Annotated in this window: 9 protein-coding genes; 7 read left to right on the top strand and 2 right to left on the bottom strand. The window is 68.3% G+C overall.

Annotation, left to right across the window (positions count from 1 at the left end):
• The first annotated feature begins 433 nt into the window (after positions 1 to 433).
• From G481_RS0113080 to G481_RS23770, 4 genes are read left to right on the top strand one after another with little or no spacing between them, the layout of a single operon-like run.
• Positions 434 to 6,778 (top strand): type I polyketide synthase, encoded by a 6,345-nt coding sequence (locus tag G481_RS0113080; protein ID WP_051294524.1) that lies wholly within the window; start codon positions 434 to 436, stop codon positions 6,776 to 6,778.
• On the top strand, positions 6,775 to 7,782 hold the full coding sequence (locus G481_RS0113075) for a glycosyltransferase family 2 protein (RefSeq protein ID WP_028030438.1): 1,008 nt from the start codon (positions 6,775 to 6,777) through the stop codon (positions 7,780 to 7,782). The genes G481_RS0113080 and G481_RS0113075 overlap by 4 nt, the downstream gene beginning before the upstream one ends.
• Positions 7,779 to 12,272 carry a MupA/Atu3671 family FMN-dependent luciferase-like monooxygenase gene (locus tag G481_RS0113070; RefSeq protein ID WP_028030437.1) on the top strand — a complete coding sequence of 1,498 codons (4,494 nt, stop codon included), beginning with the start codon at positions 7,779 to 7,781 and terminating at the stop codon, positions 12,270 to 12,272. The genes G481_RS0113075 and G481_RS0113070 overlap by 4 nt, the downstream gene beginning before the upstream one ends.
• A 3-nt stretch (positions 12,273 to 12,275) precedes the next feature.
• Positions 12,276 to 12,968, top strand: a complete 693-nt coding sequence (locus G481_RS23770; RefSeq protein ID WP_051294523.1) for a 4'-phosphopantetheinyl transferase family protein — start codon at positions 12,276 to 12,278, stop codon at positions 12,966 to 12,968.
• On the opposite strand, the gene G481_RS23765 is transcribed toward G481_RS23770, so the two are convergent.
• Positions 12,925 to 14,154 (bottom strand): glycosyltransferase, encoded by a 1,230-nt coding sequence (locus G481_RS23765; protein WP_245594968.1) that lies wholly within the window; start codon positions 14,152 to 14,154, stop codon positions 12,925 to 12,927. The genes G481_RS23770 and G481_RS23765 overlap by 44 nt on opposite strands.
• Before the next feature lie 112 nt (positions 14,155 to 14,266).
• Here G481_RS23765 and G481_RS0113055 point away from each other — a divergent pair, with 112 nt between their 5' ends.
• Genes G481_RS0113055 through G481_RS0113045 form a run of 3 tightly spaced genes read left to right on the top strand, consistent with a single transcriptional unit; the run spans position 14,267 to position 18,563 of the window.
• Complete coding sequence (locus G481_RS0113055) at positions 14,267 to 15,229, top strand: hypothetical protein (protein ID WP_028030436.1); 963 nt, start codon at positions 14,267 to 14,269, stop codon at positions 15,227 to 15,229.
• Positions 15,226 to 17,736, top strand: a complete 2,511-nt coding sequence (locus G481_RS0113050; RefSeq protein WP_028030435.1) for a hypothetical protein — start codon at positions 15,226 to 15,228, stop codon at positions 17,734 to 17,736. Before G481_RS0113055 ends, G481_RS0113050 begins: the two co-directional genes overlap by 4 nt.
• Complete coding sequence (locus tag G481_RS0113045; RefSeq protein WP_028030434.1) at positions 17,736 to 18,563, top strand: glycosyltransferase; 828 nt, start codon at positions 17,736 to 17,738, stop codon at positions 18,561 to 18,563. The genes G481_RS0113050 and G481_RS0113045 overlap by 1 nt, the downstream gene beginning before the upstream one ends.
• A gap of 123 nt (positions 18,564 to 18,686) precedes the next feature.
• Here G481_RS0113045 and G481_RS0113040 read toward each other — a convergent pair whose 3' ends face one another.
• The gene (locus G481_RS0113040) at positions 18,687 to 19,895 is read right to left on the bottom strand and encodes a glycosyltransferase (protein ID WP_028030433.1); all 1,209 of its coding nucleotides are present in this window, start codon (positions 19,893 to 19,895) and stop codon (positions 18,687 to 18,689) included.
• Between the last annotated feature and the right edge of the window lie 6 nt (positions 19,896 to 19,901).

Here is a 19,901-nt window from a genome sequence, read left to right as displayed (position 1 = left end):
ACGGTGGCCCTGGCCAACAAGATGGCACGGATCTGCTGGGCCGTGATGGCACGGAAAACCGTCTACGGAGAAGCAGCCGCATAGAATACGACGCACTGGCGTCGCAACAGTTCGGAGGGTCTGCCCAAGAAGCGTGATGACTACCGGTTTTGCCGGGGATCAGGAAAACCCGTTCGCGAGACAGCGCCCAAAAGCGCGATGATTTGATAGGGACCATGATCCGCGGATATCATCAGGGCCCGCGGCCAACCGGCCGCACTACGAGGCCGGACATATGCAAGCACCCAACCGGATTCGACGCGCTTTGAGGAAAGACTTGACGAAGGGGGTGTCCACATATGTGTCGCGACTTGGGGTATTCTGAACCGAGCCGTCCATAATTTGGCCAAGGTTGTTTCTTAGCCCTGCGCCTGTATTTCCCGGGACTCTCGCAATGATTGCTTCTGCCAACGGCCCTCAGGTTTCAGAGACGGACATTGCCATCGTGGGCATGGCTGCGCATCTGCCCGATGCGGAAACCGTGGGGCAATATTGGCACAATCTGCGGGCCGGGCTGGAATCCATCCGCCACCTGAGCGCCGAGGAATTGCTTGCCAATGGCGAATCGCCGGCCCGGATGCGGGCGCGCAATTTCGTGCCGGCCAGCGTTGTTCTGGATCGCTTCGATCATTTCGATGCCGAATTCTTCGGGCTGTCGCCCAAGGAAGCCGCGATCATGGATCCGCAGCATCGCCAGTTCCTGGAGGTGGCCTGGGAAGCGCTGGAAGATGCCGGTCACCCGCCCGAGGGGTTTCCCGGACAGGTCGGCGTGTTCGCCGGCTGCGGGATGGGCAGCTATTTCTATTTCAATGTCTGCTCGAACCCCGATCTGGTGAAGAACACCGGGATGTTCCTGTTGCGGCATACCGGGAACGACAAGGATTTCCTGTCGACCCGCGTCAGCCATGTATTCGATCTGAAGGGGCCGTCGCTGAACATTCAGACGGCCTGTTCGACCTCGCTGGTCGCGGTGCATCTGGCGGTGCAATCGCTGCTGAACGGCGAATGCGACATGGCGCTGGCGGGCGGCGTGACCATCGAGCTGCCGCACGGGCGCGGCTACATGTTCGAGGATGGCGAGATCCTGTCGCCCGATGGCCATTGCCATGCCTTTGACCATCGGGCGCAGGGCACGGTGTTCGGGTCTGGCGCCGGCTGTGTCGTGCTGCGGCGGCTGGCCGATGCGCTGGCCGATGGCGATCATGTCTGGGCGGTGATCAAGGGCACGGCGGTCAACAACGATGGCGCGGCCAAGGCGGGCTATCTGGCGCCGTCGGTCGATGGCCAGGCCCGCGCGATTGCCGAGGCGCAGGCCGTGGCCGGGATCAGCGCCGATACGGTCGGTTATGTCGAATGTCATGGCACCGGCACCTATCTGGGCGACCCGATCGAGGTGGCCGCGCTGACGCAGGCGTTCCGGGAAACCACGGACAAGGTGGGCTATGCCCGCATCGGATCGGTCAAGACCAACATCGGCCATCTGGATACGGCGGCGGGCGTCGCCAGCCTGATCAAGGTCGGCCTTGCGCTGCATCACAAGGAACTGCCCCCCTCGCTGGGGTATGAGGCGCCGAACCCGGCGATTGATTTCGACAGCTCGCCGTTTCGGGTGAACGACCGGCTGGCGCCGTTCCCGGCGCTGGGCGCGCCGCGGCGGGCGGGGGTGAACAGCCTTGGCGTTGGCGGCACCAATGCCCATGCCGTTGTCGAAGAGGCGCCAGCACGCGCGCCCTCGGCCGCGTCCGACTGGCCGTTCCAGCCGCTGGTCCTGTCGGCCCGCAGCGGCAAGGCGCTGGACGAGGCTGCGGCCCGGCTGGCCGCCCATCTGCGCGCCCATCCCGATCAGCCGCTGGCCGATGTGGCCTTTACGCTGAAAGAGGGCCGCCGCGCGTTCGAACGTCGCCGGGTGGTGGTGGCGGAAAGCCATGAACAGGCGGCGCGGCTGCTGGAAACGGGTGATCGCTATCGCGTGTTCACCCATACCCATCTGGGCGACAACCCCGAGGTGGTGTTCATGCTGCCCGGTGGCGGGGCGCAATATGCCGGCATGGCCCGCGACCTTTACGAGACCGAGCCGGTGTTCCGCGACTGGATGGACCGCGGCCTTGATCACCTGCAACCCAGGCTGGACTACGACCTGCGCGCGTTGTGGCTGCCCGAGCCGGGGGCCGAACCTGCAGCGGCCGAGGCGCTGAAAAGGCCATCCGTTCAGCTGCCGCTGATCATGATCACCGAGTATGCGCTGGCGCAGTTGTGGATCAGCTGGGGGGTGCGCCCCTCGCACCTGATCGGGCATTCGATGGGCGAGAATACCGCCGCCTGCCTTGCCGGGGTGATCGGGTTTGAAGATTGCATCGGGCTGGTGCATCTGCGCGGCCAGTTGTTCGACACCATCGCGCCGGGCGGGATGCTGTCGGTGCCGCTGTCCGAAGACGATCTGCGCCGGGAACTGGGCGACAGCCTGGATCTTGCCGCGGTCAATGCGCCGGATCTGTGCGTGGTCTCCGGGCCGCAGGCGGAACTGGACCGGCTGGCCGCGAAACTGGCGGCCAAGGGGATCGACACGCAGCGCGTGCAGATCGACATCGCCGCGCATTCCCGGATGCTTGAACCGATCCTGAAGCGGTTTGGCGATTATCTGCGCGGGATCCGGCTGAATGCGCCGACCCTGCCGATCATCTCGAACCGCACGGGCAAGCCGCTGACGGCGCAGCAGGCGACGGACCCGGAATACTGGGTCTATCACCTGCGCGGCACGGTGATGTTCGCCCAGGGCATCGCCGGTCTGGCCGCCCCCGATCGGGTGTTCCTCGAGGTGGGGCCGGGCAAGGCGCTGTCCTCGCTGGCGCAGGCCAATGGGGTTGCGGCCAACCAGGTGCTGTCCTCGCTCCGTCATCCCGATCAGGTGCTGGCGGATGATGTCTATTTCATCGGCACGCTGGCGCGGCTGTGGGCGTTGGGGGTGGCGGTCGACTGGGCGCCGATCTGGGGGGACGGGCCGCGCCAGCGCGTGCCGCTGCCGACCTATCCGTTCCAGCGCAGCCGCTATTTCATCGAACCGGGCACCGCGCAGGCCGAACCTGACCGGCACTGGCCCGAGCGGGTCGAGGATATCGCCCAATGGGGCTGGCGCCCGCATTGGCGCCCGCGCGCGGCCGACTCCGAGGTGGATGCCGATGCGCTGGATCAGGCCGAGCGGCGGACCTGGCTGGTGTTCACCGATCCGGCCGGCGTGGCCGCGCGGGCCGTCGCACGGTTGCGCGCGGCCGGGCACCGGGTGGTGACGGTTCAGGCCGGTGACAGCTTTGCCCGGACGGGCGAGGATGCCTTTGTCATCTCGCCCGAACGCGGGCGCGAGGATTACGACCGCCTGCTGCGCGAGCTGGTCGCGCATGGCCTTGCGCCCCAGCGGATCGCGCATTTCTGGCTGGTGACTGATGCGGAAACCTTCCGCCCCGGATCCAGCTTTTTCCATCGCAATCAGGAACAGGGCTTCTGGTCGCTGCTGTTCCTGTCGCAAGCGCTGGCCGAGGAAAACCTGCCGCGCCCCATCCATATTGCCGCCTTCACGACTGGGGCTGTGCGGGTGAAAGCGGAACGGCTGGCCTATCCGGACAAGGCCACGCTGCAAGGCCCGCTGCGGGTGATCCCGCGCGAGTTTCCGGGGGTGAGCTGTTCCAGCCTGGACCTGACCTTGCCCGGCAAGGCAGGGGTTGATGCGCTGACCGACCGCATCATCGAGGAACTTCTGGCCGAGCCCGCGAATCTGACCGCCGCCCTGCGCGGTGATCGGCGGTATGAACTGGTGCAGCGCCCGCTGGCCTTGCCGGCGGCGGCGGCCCCGCTGCCGCAAGGGGCTGCTGTGCTGGTGACGGGCGGGTTCGGTGGTATCGGCCTGACGCTGGCGGAACGGCTGGTGACGCAACTTGGCGCAAAGATTGCCCTTTTGACGCGCAGCGCCTTGCCGGATCGCGGGCACTGGCCCGAGGTGCTGCGCAGCGATCCCGCTGGCGCGCAGGCGGCCCGTATTCGCGCTGTGCAACATCTGGAATCCTTGGGCGCGCAGGTTCTGGTTGTGCAGGGCGATGTCTGCAACGTCGAGGACATGCGGGCGGCCCGCGCCGAATGCGAACGCATGTTCGGCAAGCTGGATGCGCTGATCCATGCGGCGGGTGTGGTGGCCGATGCGCCGATCCTGGCCAAGACCCCCGCGCAGGTCGAAGATGTGTTCGGCCCCAAGGTCCACGGCACACAGGTGCTGGATCAGGTCTTCCCCGATGGCACGCTGTCGCTGATCGTGGCCTTTGCCTCGACCTCGACCGTCATCGCGCCGGCCGGGCAGGTGGATTATGTCGCGGCGAACGAATTCCTGAACGCCTGGGCGCAGGCGCATACCGGCAAGACCCGTGTCGTGGCGCTGAACTGGGGCATCTGGTCCGATGTCGGCATGGCAGCCGAGGCGGTCACGGGCCGCAAGCCTGCGCCCGTGGTTGCGGCCGGGGTGCCGATGCTGGATCACGCCACCTTTGACGCACAGGGCAACCGGCTGTTCACCGCCGACTGGCAGGTTGGCCGCTGGTGGCTGGATGGCCACCGCACGGCGGCAGGCGATGCGCTGATCCCCGGCACCGGCTATCTGGATCTGGCGGCGCAGGCGCTGAAGGCGCAGGGCGAAACCGGCGCGTGGGAATTGCGCGACCTGTATTTCTTCCGCCCCTTGGCGGTGGCCGATGGGGAAACCCGGCACCTGCGGTTGCGGCTGACGCGCACCGATCAGGGCTATGGGTTCGAGGTGCGGTCCGATGCCCGCGCCTCTGGCCGCATCGGCTATCAGCTGAATGCGCAAGGGACTATCGGCTTTACCCGCGCCGTGCCCGGCCGGATCGACCCGGCGGCGATTGCCGCGCGCTGTGCGGCGCCCGTGACGGGCGAGGGGATGCGTTCCCCGCAGGAAGAACACCTTGCCTTTGGCCCGCGCTGGCGGGTGCTGTCCAGCACGGCGCTGGGGCAGGGCGAGGGGATCGCCCGGCTATCGTTGCCGCTGGCCTTCCGGCACGATCTGGCCGATGGCCACCTGATCCACCCGGCGCTGATGGATCTGGCGACCGGCTGGGCCATGGGGCTGATCGCGGGTTATCAGCCCACCCATCTGTGGGTGCCGGTATCCTATGCCATGGTGCGCGTGTTCCGCCCCCTGCCGGCCGAGGTGGTCAGCTGGGTGCGCAATGCGGGCGACAACCGTGCCGATGCGCCCTTTGCGACCTTTGACATCACCCTTGCCGACCCGCAGGGCAACATCTGCATCGAGGTTCAGGGCTTTCAGATCCGCCGGCTGGATGGCCCGCTGTCGCTGACCGCCCACCCCGACCCGCGCGAGATGGAGTTTGACGAGGATGCCTCGCGCGCCCTGTCTCCGGCCGAGGAACGCCTGCGCCACAACCTGGCCCAAGGGATCCGCGCGGCCGAGGGGGCCGAGGCCTTCATTCGTGCGCTGGGGACCGGGCAGAACCCGGTGATCGTCTCGTCCATGCCGCTGCCGGAACTTGTCGCCCAGGCCGCCGAGGTGCAGGCCGAGGCGCCGGCTGGCCAGTCCTTTGCCCGGCCTGATCTCGACAGCGCCTATGTGGAACCGCGCAACGACATCGAACGCACGCTGGTCGGGTTCTGGCAGGATCTGCTGGGCGTTGGTCAGGTGGGGGTCGAGGACAGCTTCTTTGACCTTGGAGGCCATAGCCTGATCGCCGTGCGGCTGTTCGCGATGATCCGCAAGGCCTGGGCTACCGATTTCCCGATCTCGGTGCTGTTCGAGGCGCCGACCATCGCCGCCTGTGCCGCACTTATCGAGGCGCGGATCGGCCCGCAGGACAGCACCGCCGCCCCGGCCGCGCCGCAGCGCCGGTTCACCCATCTGGTCCCGATGCATCAGGGCGAAGGCGGCGCGCAGCGGCCGTTCTTCCTGGTGGCAGGCATGTTCGGCAATGTGCTGAACCTGCGCCATCTGGCGCAGCTGATCGGGTCGGACAGGCCGTTCTATGGCCTTCAGGCCCGCGGGCTATATGGCGATGAACAGCCGCATAGCGACTTTGTGTCGGCCGCCCGCGACTACATCGCCGAAATGCGGCAGGTGCAGCCGCATGGGCCCTATCTGGTCGGCGGTTTTTCCGGCGGCGGGTTGATCGCCTGGGAAATCGCCCGCCAGCTGGAAGAGGCAGGCGAGGTGGTGGCGCAGGTGATCTTGCTGGACACGCCCTTGCCGATGCGGCCGGAGCTGACGCGCAAGGACAAGGCGCTGATCAAGCTGGCCGAGTTCCGCCGCAAGGGGCTGGGCTATGCGCTGGAATGGTGGCGCGCCCGTCAGGCATGGAAGGCGCAGCAGGGCCAGACGCAGGCCGATGCGCAGGGCCATCAGCTGCACAACGCTGCGATCGAGACGGCGTTCCGCGCTGCGCTACCCGTCTACCAGCTGCACCGCTGGCAGGGCCGCGTCGCCCTGTTCCGCCCTGCGCTGGACCGGCACTGGCAGGTGTCGGGCGGGCAATGGGTCAGCGCGGCCAAGGAATATGTCTACCCCGACAATCAGTGGACCCCCTTTGCCCCCGCGCTGGAGGTGGTCGAGGTGCCGGGCGATCACGATTCCATGGTGCTGGAACCCAATGTCCGCGTTCTGGCTGCCCGCATCCGCAAGATGCTTGATGCGGCCGAAACCGGGGCCAAGCCGTTGCGCGAGGCTGCGGAATGAGCACCGTTCTGACCGTCATCCTCAACTGGCGTACGCCTGACATGACCCTGAGGTCCGTCGAATCCGCGCTTGCGGCGATGGAGGGGATCGAAGGCGCCATCACCGTGGTCGACAACGATTCCGGCGATGGGTCCGAGGCGATGCTGCGCCAGGCTGTCGCGGACCGTGGCTGGTCGCGGGTGCGCGTCGTGCAGGCCGGGCGCAATGGCGGCTTCGGGGCCGGGAACAACGTCGGGATTCGGGCTGGGCTGCCTGGGGGGCGCAAGCCGGATTACGTCTATATCCTGAACTCTGACGCCTTTCCGGCGCCCGACGCGATCCACCTGTTGCTCGACCATCTTGAGGCGCATCCGGGGACCGGCTTTGCCGGCAGCTATATTCACGGGGTCGATGGTGTGCCGCATACCACCTGCTTCCGCTTTCCTTCGGTCTGGTCGGAACTGGAGGCCGCCGCCCGCACCGGCCCGATCACCCGGATGCTGCGCCGCCATGTCGTGCCGATGCAGATCCCCGATGCAGGGGTGATGCGGGTGGGTTGGTCCGCCGGGTGCAGCCTGATGATGCGTCAGGCGGTGCTGGACCGGATCGGCCTCTTTGACGAGGGGTTCTTTCTTTACTTCGAGGAAACCGATCTGTGCCTGCGTGCGGCCCGTGCCGGCTGGGCAACAGATTATGTGCGCGCCTCGCAGGTGGCGCATATCGGGTCGGAATCAACCGGGATGAAGCGCTGGACGCGGACCCCGCGCTATTGGTTCGACAGCCGCTGGCGGTATTTCACCAAAAGCCACGGCCGCGCCTATGCAGCCGCTGCAACGCTGGCACATGTGGCCGGTGGGGCGCTGTGGCGCCTGCGCTGCGCGCTGACGCGGCGCGAGACGGGCGATCCGCCGCATTTTCTGCGCGACCTGATCGCGCACAGTCTTTCGATGGGAACGCGCATCCCCAGCACGGCACCTGCTGTGCCAGATACCGGGGCGATCAGCCCCGCACGGAGCCAGACATGACCCTCTCTGCCCTGTTCATCGGCAATGAATCGCTGCTGGTCCAATGTGCCGAACATTGGCGCAACCGGGGGCACCTGATCGCCGCCATCGTCACCCGCAACGCCGAGGTGCGCCGCTGGGCCGAAGGCGCCGGGGTGCGGGTCGAGGCGCAGGCGCCCGGCCATGCAGAGCGGCTGGCGGATGTGGCCTATGACTGGCTGTTTTCCGTCGCCAACCTCAACCTGGTGCCCGATGCCCTGCTGCGGCAGGCGCGGAACGGGGCGATCAACTTTCACGATGGCCCGCTGCCGCGCCATGCCGGTCTGAACGCCCCGGTCTGGGCCATTCTGGACGGCGAGGCGCAGCATGGCATCACCTGGCACCTGATCGAAGGTGGCATCGACGAAGGCGACATTTTGGAACAGCGCCTGTTCCCGATTGCGCCGGGCGAGACCGCGCTGACACTGAACACCAAATGTTTCGAGGCCGCAATCGACAGTTTCGGCCCGCTGGTCGCACAGCTGGAATCGGGCGCGCCGCGCCGGCAGCCGCAGGAATTGTCGCAGCGCAGCTACCATGCCCGCGATGATCGGCCCCGCGCGGCAGCCCGGCTGGATTTCTCTCAGCCAGCCAATCGGTTGCTGGCGCTTGTTCACGCGTTGGATCATGGCAGCTACGCCAACCCGCTGGCTTTGCCGAAAATCGAGGCTAATGGCCGAATAGTGACTGTTTCAGCCGCCGAGCCCGCCGAAGGGCACGGTGCGCCGGGGCAGGTGCTAGGGGTGGATCAGGCCGGGCTGACGGTGGCCTGCGGGCAGGGCGCCGTGACCTTGCGGGGCTTGCGCGATCTGCCGGGCGCAGTCTGTCCGCTGACCTTGGCCAAGGTCGGGGATGTCTTGCCCCAGCTGACGGCGGCTGATGCCGCGCGGATCGACGCCGCCATCGCTGCCGTGACCCCGGCCGAAGGCGCCACCCGCCGCGCGCTGCGCGATCTGGTCCCGGCCGAGGTGCCAATGAGCGCCGCCGCGACCGCGCCGGATTGGCAGGTGCTGCCGCTGGACGATCCAGGCCTTGCGGCGATTGCGCTGTGGGCCTGCCGCCTGACAGCGCGCGAGGCGGTGGACATTGCGCTGCACGATGCGCGCCTGCCGCAGGCGCCGGGCTATGTGACGCCCTGGGCGCCCTTGCGGGTGACCGAAGCCGGACCCAACCAGATGACGACCCGCGCATCCGGCTTTGCCGCCGACCTGCCGCTGCGCGATCCGGCGATTGGCGCCGTCAGCATGCCGCAGATCGTGCTGGCAATCGGCACCGACGCGCCGGTTGATGGCGCGGTCATCACGCTGACCGCCACGGGATTTCACTTTGATGCGGCCCGGCTGAACCCGGTCTATGCGCGTATTCTTCATGCGCGGCTGGTGGCGATCAAACAGGCCCTGTCGGCCGGACAGAGCCTTTCTGACATCCCCGCCATGCCCGAGGCCGAGCGGGATCTGACGGTCAATGGCTGGAACGCAACGGCGACCGACTACCAGCCCTTGCCGATCCATAGGGCATTCGAGGCGCAGGTTCTGCGCACCCCCGACGCACCCGCCCTGGTGCACGAGGCGACCAGCCTCAGCTATGCGAAGTTGAACGCCGCCGCGAACCGTGTGGCCCATGTGCTGCGCGAGATGGGGGTGGGGCCGGGCACTCTGGTGGGGTTGTGCACCCGCCGAACGCCCGACCTGGTGATCGGGGCGCTGGGGATCCTCAAGGCGGGTGGGGCCTATGTGCCGATGGATCCCGCCTATCCGGCCGACCGCATCGCGCTTTACGCCGAGGATTCGGGCGCGCCGGTGATCGTGACCGACTCCGCGCTGGCCGCCAGCCTGCCACAAGGCACCGCGCAACTGCTGCTGGACCGCGACGGGCGCATTGATACCGCCAGCACGGCGAACCCCGATGGCGGCGCGGCGCCCGACGGTATGGCCTATATGATCTACACCTCGGGCTCGACGGGCCGGCCCAAGGGGGTGATGATCGACCATCGGAACGTGGCGAACTTCTTTGCCGGCATGGACGACCGCATCGGCACCGATCCGGGCACCTGGCTGGCCGTCACCTCGCTGTCCTTCGACATTTCGGTGCTGGAGCTGTTCTGGACCCTGACACGCGGCTTCAAGCTGGTGCTGATGGGCGATGCGGACAGGGCGCTGGTGTCGAACGGGCCGACGGTCAGCGACCGCCATATGGATTTCAGCCTGTATTACTGGGGCAACGATGATGGCGTTGGCCCGGCGAAATACGAACTGCTGCTGGAAGGGGCGAAATTCGCCGATACCCACGGTTTCTGCGCCGTCTGGACGCCCGAGCGGCATTTCCATGCCTTTGGCGGGCCCTATCCCAACCCGTCGGTGACGGGCGCGGCGGTGGCGGCGGTGACGCGCAATATCAGCGTGCGGGCGGGGTCTTGCGTGGCGCCGCTGCACCATCCCGCCCGGATCGCCGAGGATTGGGCGGTGATCGACAACCTGACCAACGGGCGGGCGGGCCTTGCCATGGCCTCGGGCTGGCAGCCGGACGATTTCGTCCTGCGCCCCGAGAATACGCCGCCGAACAACCGGCAGGCGATGTTCGACAGCATCGACCAGGTGCGGCGCCTGTGGCGCGGCGAAAAGGTCGAGTTTCCGACCGCCTCGGGCACGCCCTTTGCCGTGCTGACCCAGCCGCGCCCGGTTTCGGCCGAATTGCCGGTCTGGGTCACGACTGCGGGCAACCCCGCGACCTGGCGCGAGGCGGGTGAGATCGGCGCCCATGTCCTGACGCACCTGCTGGGGCAGTCCATCGACGAGGTGGCGGAAAAGATCGCCATCTATCACGACGCCCTGCGCAAGGCGGGGCACGATCCGGCCAGGTTCACTGTCACGCTGATGCTGCACACCTTCGTGGCGCGTGACCGTGAAACCGCCCGCAAGATCGCGCGCGAGCCGATGAAGGATTACCTGCGCTCGGCCGCCGGGCTGATCAAGCAATATGCCTGGGCCTTTCCGGCCTTCAAGAAGCCGCAGGGCGTGACCAATCCGATGGACATCGACCTGCGCGATCTGTCCGGCGACGAGCTGGAGGCGATCCTCGATTTCGCCTTCCTGCGCTACTTTGAGGATTCGGGCCTGTTCGGCACGGTCGAGGATTGCCTGGCCCGCGTCGAACAGCTCAAGCGGATCGGGGTGTCCGAGGTCGCCTGCCTGATCGACTATGGTATCGCCAAGGACACCGTGCTGGAAGGGCTGTTCCCGCTGGCCGAGGTGGTCAAGCGCGCCAATGCCGGGGCGTCGGTGGCGGAAACCGATTTCTCGATTGCTGGCCAGATCGTCCGGCACGGCGCGACGCATCTGCAATGCACCCCGTCGATGGCCCGCATGATCGCCATGAACGACGAGGCGCGGGGCGCTCTGTCGCGCATCAAGACCCTGATGATCGGCGGCGAGGCGCTGCCGGGCGGGCTGGTGGCCGATCTGAACAGGGCGACCGGCGCGCGCATCCTGAACATGTATGGCCCGACCGAAACGACGATCTGGTCCACGACCGAAGCCGCCACTGCGGCGGAATCGGTTGTGAACATCGGAACGCCCATCGCCAATACCCAGGTCTATGTGCTGGATGAGGCGATGCAGCCCTGCGCCATCGGTGTGCCGGGTGAATTGTGGATCGGCGGCGATGGCGTGGCGCGCGGCTACTGGCAGCGCCCCGACCTGACCTCGGAACGGTTCGTGCCCAACCCGTTCCACGGCGGGCGGATGTATCGCACCGGCGATCTGGTGCGCTGGCGGGCCGATGGCAAGCTGGATTTCCTGGGCCGCGCTGATCATCAGGTCAAGCTGCGCGGCTACCGGATCGAGCTGGGCGAGATCGAGGCCGTGGCCGAAACCTTCCCCGGCGTGCGTCAGGCCGTGGTCATGGCCCGCGAGGACAGCCCCGGCGATCTGCGGCTGGTGGCCTATGTCACGGGCGACAGCTGGCTGGCAACCGATGCCTTGCGCGCCCATATCGCCGCGCGTCTGCCCGAACATATGGTTCCGGCCCATGTGGTCAAGCTGGGGGAATTCCCGCTGACCCCGAACCGCAAGGTCGACCGCAAGGCGCTGCCCGCCCCGGTGGCAACTGCGGAAATCCCTCAGGCGTTCGAGGCGCCGCAGGCCGGGGTGCAGGCCACCATCGCCGCCGTCTGGCAGCGGGTTCTGAACGTGCCTTCGGTGGGCGCGCGGGACAATTTCTTTGCGCTGGGCGGCCATTCGCTGCTGGCCGTGCAGGCGCATCGGGAAATCCGCGCAGCACTGGGCACCGCGAACCTGTCGATCACCGACATCTTCCGCTTTCCGACGCTGGCCGCGTTGGCCGCGCATCTGGATGACGGGCCAGCGCCGCAGCAACCGGCCAACGACGAAGGCCCCGGCCTTGCCGATCGCGCAACGCAGCGGGCCGAGGCCATGTCGGCGCGGCGCGCCCTGCGTGCCCGGCGGGGGGCATAGGTCATGGACCGCGCGGGTCAGGCCGCCGCCGCCGCTCAGGCGATGTTCCCGCCGGGGGCCGAGGTCGCAGCCGTCACCATTGGCGAGGCGCCTCCGCCCTGGATGGCCGAGGCTGCCGCCGTCGCGGGGGCGGTGCCCTCGCGCAAGGCGGAATTCGCGGCGGGCCGTGCGGCGGTGCGGGCCGCGCTGGATGCGCTGGGGCTGCCACCCGTGGCGGTGCCCGCCGCCAGCACCCGCGCGCCCTGCTGGCCTGCCGGGATCGCCGGGTCGATCTGCCATACCGACGGGCTGGCACTGGCCGTTCTGGCGCCGCGCCGCCAGTGCCGGGCGCTGGGGCTGGATGCCGAACCCGACGAGCCCTTTCCCGAAGAGCTGGTCAACAGCGTGACCCTGCCCGCAGAGCGGGGCTGGATCGCCAGCCAGCCCGAACCCGACCGCGCCGCGCGGCTGATTTTCGTGGCCAAGGAAGCTGCCTACAAATGCCAGTTTGCCCTGAGCAGCAGTCTGATCGGCTTCGAGGCGCTGCGCATCAGCGTCGACACCTCGACGCAGCGCCTTTCGGCATCTTTCGCGATCGATGTGCCGCCGTTCCGGTCAGGCACCACGATCTCGGGCCGGTTTTCGCGGGCCGCTGGCCTGTGGATGGCAGGGTTCACCCTGCCGGTTCACGCGCCGGGGCCGGCAGGTAATGTCTGATCATCTCGCAGCGATGGCGAAAGACCTGTTCATCCTCGAACGGGGCGCCATCTTGCGCGGCGGCGCCGATCAACCGGGCCAGGCGGCCCCGGTCGGCGGCCAGCGCCGCCACGGCATCTGCAAGGGCGGCAGGATCGTTCAAAGGGGTCAGCAGTCCCCCGGAATGGCCCGCGATCAGATCGCGGGCAAAGGCCCCGTCATAGCCAAGGATCGGCGTGCCGGAAACCAGCGCCTCGATCAGCACGCGTGGCGATTCAGGGGTCTTGTGGCAGAACAGCAGCCCCTGGGCGTCCCGGAGGGCGGCAAACACGTCTGCCCGGCTGGCGGCAAACCCCGGCAGCGCGACCTTGCTGCCAAGCCCGGCCTGGATCACGCCCTTGCGCAGGGCCTCGATGCGGCTGCCCTCGCCAAGCCATGTGGCGGTAAAGTCGATGCCCCTGGCCTTCAGGTGCCGCAGCACGTCAAGCCAGTCGTCGGGTCCTTTCATCGGATCGGCGCGGCCCACATAGATCAGCCGCAGGGGGCCTTCGGCGGCGCTGGCCTGTTTGGCCTGCAATGCATCGGGCCGGATATGATCTTCGCGGCGCAGGTGGATGTCGTGGACCATTTCTGCATGGCGGGCAAAGGGGGCATAGTGCTGCCAGGTCTCGCGCCCATGGAACAGGCCGACGGCCGCGCGGGCGATCACATGGCGCTCCAGGCGGGCCATCGCCCGCCAGGTCAGCCGCGCGCGCAGGCGCGCCCGCCAGTGTGGGGCCGTCGCGGCGCTGGTGCGGACCACCTGCGATTCCACCCGGTCGGTCCAGACGGCATAGGGCCGGCCCATGCGATGCGCCTCGAGACAGGCGACGGCGCCCCAATCCCCGAACAACCCGCCGATGGCAAAGCTGAGATAATCCGCCCGGCCGATCGCAGACCGGATTCGCCGCCGCTGTTCGGGAAGGTGGCGAAGAAAGCGGTCCGGCCTCCAGGCTGTCGGCACCGGCAGGAGTTCCATCCGCTCAAGCGCCGGCCCGATGGTGCGCAGCGGCTTCCACTGCGGCGGGGGCGGGCCGGTTTCCAGCGGCATCATCACGATCAGCCGGTCGAAATGCTGCGCCCACAGGCGAAGGCCGTTGCAGGCCTGATCCTCCAGCAGCAAATCCCCGTGCGCATCCCGGAACAGCGGAACGGGCGCGTAGATCATCAGCGTGTCTTGTGGCATTGATGGGGTCCAGGAGGCGAGCGGTTATCCGGCAGGTTAGACGCCACTTTTTGGCAAGGGAATGGCAATTCCTCCACGGGATCGGGGCAGGCAGATGCAGCGCAGGGCAGTGATTGGCGGGGGAGCGTTGGCCGCGATGGCGGCCTTGGCCGGTGCCTTCGTCATTTGGCGCCGTGGCCGGGCGCCTGCGCTGCCCGACCCGCGCCCGCCGGTCGATGCGGCCGCGCTGGCGGCAGCTCAGGCCCCGCTGACCCCGCCTGACGGCCCGATGCGTGTCTATCATCTGGGGCATTCGCTGGTCGGGCGCGACATGCCGGCGATGCTGGCGCAGCTGGCCGGGCACGACCATGCCAGCCAGCTGGGCTGGGGCACGCCCTTGCGCGCCCATTGGGAGGATCGGGTTCCGATCACCGGGTTCGAGACCGAAAACGCCCATCCCCACTTTCGCCCCGCGCGCGCGGCGCTGGCCTCGGGCGCCTATGATGCCGTTGTGCTGACCGAGATGGTGGAACTGCGCGATGCGATCCGCTGGCATGCCAGCCCGCATTATCTGGCAAACTGGGCCCAGGCCGCGCATCAGGGCAACCCCAGGGCGCGCCTCTATCTCTATGAAACCTGGCACCGGCTGGACGATCCGGCCGGATGGCTGGCGCGGGTCGATGCCGATTTGCCCGCGCTGTGGCAGGGCGAGGTGTTGCAGGGCGCCCTTGCATGGGGGGCGCCGCCTATCCACCTGATCCCCGGCGGGCAGGTTCTGGCCGCCGCCGTCCGCGCGGCAGAATCGGGCGCGCTGCCCGGCCTGACAGACCGCGCGCAGTTCTTTGGCCGCAACCCCGATGGCGCGCCCGACCAGATCCACCTTGGCGATATTGGCAATTACCTGATTGCACTGGTGCATTACGCCGTTCTCTACCACCGCTCGCCCGAGGGGTTGCCCGCCACGGTTTCCCGCGCCGATGGAACGCCGGTGCAGATTGATCCGGCGACGGCAGACGCCCTGCAACGGCTTGTCTGGCAGGTTGTCCGTGCCACCCCCGGAACCGGAGTCGCCGCATGAGCCTGACCGCCCTGCTGGCCGAGGTTCTGTTCGTCGGCCATTCCCTGATCGGCCCGGTTCTGCCCCGCATGGTCGAACGCGCCGCTGCTGCCCAGGGGGTAGAGCTGCGGGCCGAGATGCAGATCATCAACGGCGCCCCCTTGCGCTGGAACTGGGATCATTCCGCCGAGGCCGAGGGCGATGATGGCCGCCGCCTGCTGGAAACCGGCCGGATCGGCCATCTGGTGCTGACCGAGGCGATCCCGCTGGCCAATCACATCGAATGGTCCGACAGCGCCGGCTATGCCCGCCAATGGGCGCAGGCCGCCTGGTCCGCGAACCCCGAGGCACAGGTCTGGATTTATGAAACCTGGCACAGTCTGGACAGCGGCACGGGCCGGCCGGTTGCGCATGATGACGGCGCGGCCGTGCCCTGGCGCCAGCGCATCGCCGATGACTGGGCCAAGTGGCAGGGCATCGCGGCGGCGGCCGGGCCCTCTGTCCGGGTGATCCCGGCAGGGCAGGCGATGGGCGCGCTGGCCGATGAAATCGCCAAGGGCACGGTGCCGGGCCTGAGCGACATTTCCGATGTGTTCACCGACGACATCCACCTGAACGAACGCGGGCTCTACATGGTTGCCATGGTGATGCACGCGGCGTTGACGGGGCGCGATCCTCATGGCCTGCCTGCCAGGCTGATGCGCACATGGCAGACCCGCGCCATCGTGACGGAACCCATGGCCCTGCGGATGCAGGACATCGCCTGGCAGGTGGTGCAGGACCGCCAGGCCGATGTGCCGCAGCCCGTGGCCGCCCCGCCGCAGGCCCCTGCGGTGCAGGCTGCGGGTGCCGGATCAGCATCGGTCGCGTCGGTTCCGCGCGCGGGCGATGGTGGCCCCGATCCGGTGATCGCGGCGCTTGGCGGGGTGACGGCGCCGGGTATCGGCTTTGGCCTGGCCGAGGTGGTGGACTGGTCGGTCCAGCAGCCCTTTCTGGACGTGATGAAGACCGCCCGGCCCTGGGTCGGCCATCTGCCCGGCCAATGGGGCGGCTGGGGCCATGACGAGCTGTCGGCAGGCGGCTGGCTGGATGCCGAGGGCTGGCCCCGCGCGATCCCGCCCGAACTGACCGGCCTGTCCACCCTGCTGCTGACCGACCTGCCGGCCGACGCGGCCTCGCTTGCCGGACGCTATGTCCTGCTGCACGAGGGGCGCGGCACCTTGCAGATCGACGGGCGCGCGCGGGTGATCTCGCAGGCGCCGGGGCAGGCCGAGTTCGACTTTTCCCCCGGCGATGGCAGCGTGCTGCTGACCATCGCGGCCACCGATCCGGCCGACCCGATCCGCCGCATCCGCGTGGTCCGCGCCGACCGGCTGGCGCGGCTGGAGGCCGGCGAGGTGTTCAACCCCGACTGGCTGGCGCGCATCAGCGGCACCCGGCTGGTGCGTTTCATGGACTGGATGCGCACGAACGGCAGCACCCTGTCGGCGCTGGCCGACCGCCCGCAACCCCCGGATTACACCTGGGCGCGCAACGGTGTGCCGGTTGAAATAATGGTCAGGCTGGCCAATGAACTGAAGGCCGATCCGTGGTTTACCCTGCCGCATCTGGCCACCGACGATCTGGTCCGATTTTATGCGCAGGCGGTGCATGACGGGCTGGCCCCCGGTCTGACTGCCCATGTCGAATATTCCAACGAGCTGTGGAACATGATCTTTCCCCAGGCGCATTGGGCCGAGGAACAGGCCCGCGCCCGTTGGGGGCAAGACTGGAAATGGCTTCAGTTCGGTGCGATGCGCGCGGCCGAAGTGACCGGGATCTGGTCACAGGTCTTTGCCGATGCGCCGGATCGGCTGGTCCGGGTGCTGGCCACCCAGACCGGCTGGAAGGGGCTCGAGGCTGATATTCTGAACGCCCCGCTGGTCGTGGCCGAAGGCAAGCCGGCACCCCATGGCGGTTTCGATGCCTGGGCCGTGACCGGCTATTTTTCGGCCGGAATTGGCGATCCCGAGGCGGAACCCGTCCTGCGCCGCTGGCTGGCTGACAGCCGCGCGGCGGCCGAGGCTGCGGCCACGCGGCTTGCGCCGTCCGAGCGCGCGGCCCACGTCAGCGCCCACCGCTTCGACCTGGCCATCGACCGCGCCGTCGAGGATCTGCGTGATGGCCGCCATTCGGGCCGCGTGACGGATTCGCTCGCGGGCATCGTGGGCGATCTTCTGCCCTACCATGCCGATATTGCCCGCCAGTATGGCCTGCGCCTGATGATGTACGAAGGCGGCACCCATGTCGTCGGCCTTGGGCCCCTGATGGACGATCCCGAGGTGACGGATTTCATGGCGCAGCTGAACTACAGCCCCGGCATGGGCGCGCTGTATCGACAGCTGGTGGATGGCTGGCAGAAGCTGTCCGATGCGCCGTTCAACGCCTTTGTCGATGTGATGGGCCCCAGCCGCTGGGGCAGCTGGGGCGCGCTGCGCCATCTGGGCGATGACAACCCGCGCTGGCGTGCGCTGGCACGGGGGGAATGATGCTGTCCGTCATCTTGCCTGCCAGCAACGAAGAGGCCTGGATCGGCCCCTGCCTTGATGCGCTGATTGCCTCGGACCCGCCCGGAATGCCGGCCGAGGTGCTGGTGGTGGCGAATGCCTGCCAGGATGGGACCGTGGCCAAGGCACAGGCCCGCATGGATGCCGCCCAGACGGCCGGCTGGCAATTGACCGTGCTGGACTTGACCGAGCCGGGCAAGCTGAACGCGCTGAACATCGGCGATGCGCGGGCCAGCGGCGATATTCGCGTCTATCTCGATGCCGATGTCGTGGTCAGCCCGCCGCTGATCGGCCAGATCGCCCGCGCCCTGGCGCAGGCGCCCGGACCGGCCTATGCCAGCGGCACCCCCAGGATCGCCCCGGCCACCAGCGCGGTGAGCCGCGCCTATGCGCGGTTCTGGATGCAGCTGCCCTTTGCCCGGTCGCCCGCGCCCGGCTTTGGCCTGTTCGCGGTGAACGCGGCCGGCCGCGCCCGCTGGGGCGCCTTTCCGGCGATCATCTCGGACGACACCTATGTCCGCCTTCAGTTCACCCCGGGCGAACGCATCGGCCTGCCCGCCACCTACAGCTGGCCGATGGTTGAGGGCTTTCGCCGCCTTGTCCGCGTCCGCCGCCGCCAGGATGATGGCGTTGCCGAAATCGCCGCGCGCTGGCCTGATCTTCTGGAACGTGAAGGCAAGGCCCGCCTGGGCGCCGCCGCCCTGCTGAAACTCGCCCTTCGCGATCCGATCGGGTTTGCAACCTATGCCGCTGTCTCGCTGGCCGTCCGCCTTGGCCCGCAAAGCCGGGGCTGGACGCGCGGGCGCTGAACCGGCGCCGTCCTTCGCCTTGATCCAAATATCCTCGGGGTGCCATTGGTCCCAGAACCAACCGGCGCCGGCGGCGCAGCCGCAGAGGGGCAGGCCCCCTGCACCCTTGCCACACGCCTTGGCTCAGGGCTGCGCGAACAGCGCCGCCAGCTTGCCCGCCTCGCGCGCCACATCGTGCCGGTCCAGCACCCGCGCCCGCCCGGCAGCCCCCATCGCGGCCAGCCGCTCTGGCGCAGTGCCCTCCAGCGCCACCATGGCTGTCGCCAGCCCGTCCACATCGCCCGCAGGGACCAGCCAGCCGGTCTCGCCCGGCAGCACCAGTTCCGGCACCCCGGCAATCGCGGTGGCCAGCACGGGGCGGGCAGCGGCCATCGCTTCCATCACCACCATCGGCAGGCCTTCGGCAAAACTAGGCAGCACCAGCGCATGGGCGGCCGCAAGTTCGGCGCGCACGCCTGCCTCGTCCAGCCAGCCGGTCAGGCGGACATGACTGCCCAGCCCGTTCGCGGCAATCGCCGCCTCGATCGGCGCGCGCAGCTCGCCATCACCAACCAGGGTCAGATGCAGGGCAGGCGCCTGTTTCACCGCCAGCGCCAGCGCCTCGATCAACAGCATCTGGCCCTTCTGTTCCGACAAGCGGCCAATCGCCACCATGCGCCCGCGGCCAGGGGGCAGCGGGGCGGGGTCGTCAAACCGCGCCGGCTCGATCCCGCAATGCACCACTTTCAGCCGGGGCCAGTCGGCAAAATCGGCCCATCGCATCAGCTGACTGCGGCCAAAGCTGGAAATCGCCACGGCAAAGGCCGCGTGCCGGATTTTCTCGCCCAGCGACAGCGCGCGCGGGGCGTCGAATTCCTCGGGGCCATGAACGGTGAAGCTGTAGGGAATGCCTGACAGCATATGCGCCAGCATGGCGACCGTGGCCGAGTTGGTGCCGAAATGCGCGTGAATATGCGTGACGCCCTGGGCCACACAGTGGCGGGCGACAAAGGCGGCCTCGGCCAGATAGATCATATGCCGGGCGATGCCCCCGGTGCCCGGCGTGCCCCCGCGCCCGCGCATTCCGCAGGCTGCCGCCAGCTTCAGCGCCTGCCACATCCGCGCGCGCGGCGCCGCAAGACAGGCCCCGGCCAGCGCGCCCGCGCCTTGCTCCAGCACTCGCAGCGTGGCCGCAGCCTCGGCCCGGTCGCCCGGATCGACCAGCGGCGCGGCATCGGCGCGCATTGCAAGGCGGATCACCTGATGGCCCTGTGCCTCGAGCGCCCGGATCTCGCGCCGGATGAAGCTGTGCGAGGGGCGGGGATAGGTGTTGACGATGTAGGCGATCTTCATGGCCGC

The sequence above is a fragment of the Gemmobacter nectariphilus DSM 15620 genome (assembly GCF_000429765.1).
Lineage (GTDB): Bacteria > Pseudomonadota > Alphaproteobacteria > Rhodobacterales > Rhodobacteraceae > Wagnerdoeblera > Wagnerdoeblera nectariphila.
This window is presented reverse-complemented; position numbering and strand designations above follow the sequence as displayed.

What these genes read in the sequence shown, in the direction of transcription:
- G481_RS0113080 (WP_051294524.1), top strand. Translation starts at nt 434, where the DNA reads ATGATTGCTTCTGCCAACGGCCCTCAGGTTTCAGAGACGGACATTGCC.
- G481_RS0113055 (WP_028030436.1), top strand. Translation starts at nt 14,267, where the DNA reads ATGCAGCGCAGGGCAGTGATTGGCGGGGGAGCGTTGGCCGCGATGGCG.
- G481_RS0113045 (WP_028030434.1), top strand. Translation starts at nt 17,736, where the DNA reads ATGCTGTCCGTCATCTTGCCTGCCAGCAACGAAGAGGCCTGGATCGGC.
- G481_RS0113070 (WP_028030437.1), top strand. Translation starts at nt 7,779, where the DNA reads ATGACCCTCTCTGCCCTGTTCATCGGCAATGAATCGCTGCTGGTCCAA.
- G481_RS0113075 (WP_028030438.1), top strand. Translation starts at nt 6,775, where the DNA reads ATGAGCACCGTTCTGACCGTCATCCTCAACTGGCGTACGCCTGACATG.
- G481_RS0113040 (WP_028030433.1), bottom strand. Translation starts at nt 19,895, where the DNA reads ATGAAGATCGCCTACATCGTCAACACCTATCCCCGCCCCTCGCACAGC.
- G481_RS23765 (WP_245594968.1), bottom strand. Translation starts at nt 14,154, where the DNA reads ATGATCTACGCGCCCGTTCCGCTGTTCCGGGATGCGCACGGGGATTTG.
- G481_RS23770 (WP_051294523.1), top strand. Translation starts at nt 12,276, where the DNA reads ATGGACCGCGCGGGTCAGGCCGCCGCCGCCGCTCAGGCGATGTTCCCG.
- G481_RS0113050 (WP_028030435.1), top strand. Translation starts at nt 15,226, where the DNA reads ATGAGCCTGACCGCCCTGCTGGCCGAGGTTCTGTTCGTCGGCCATTCC.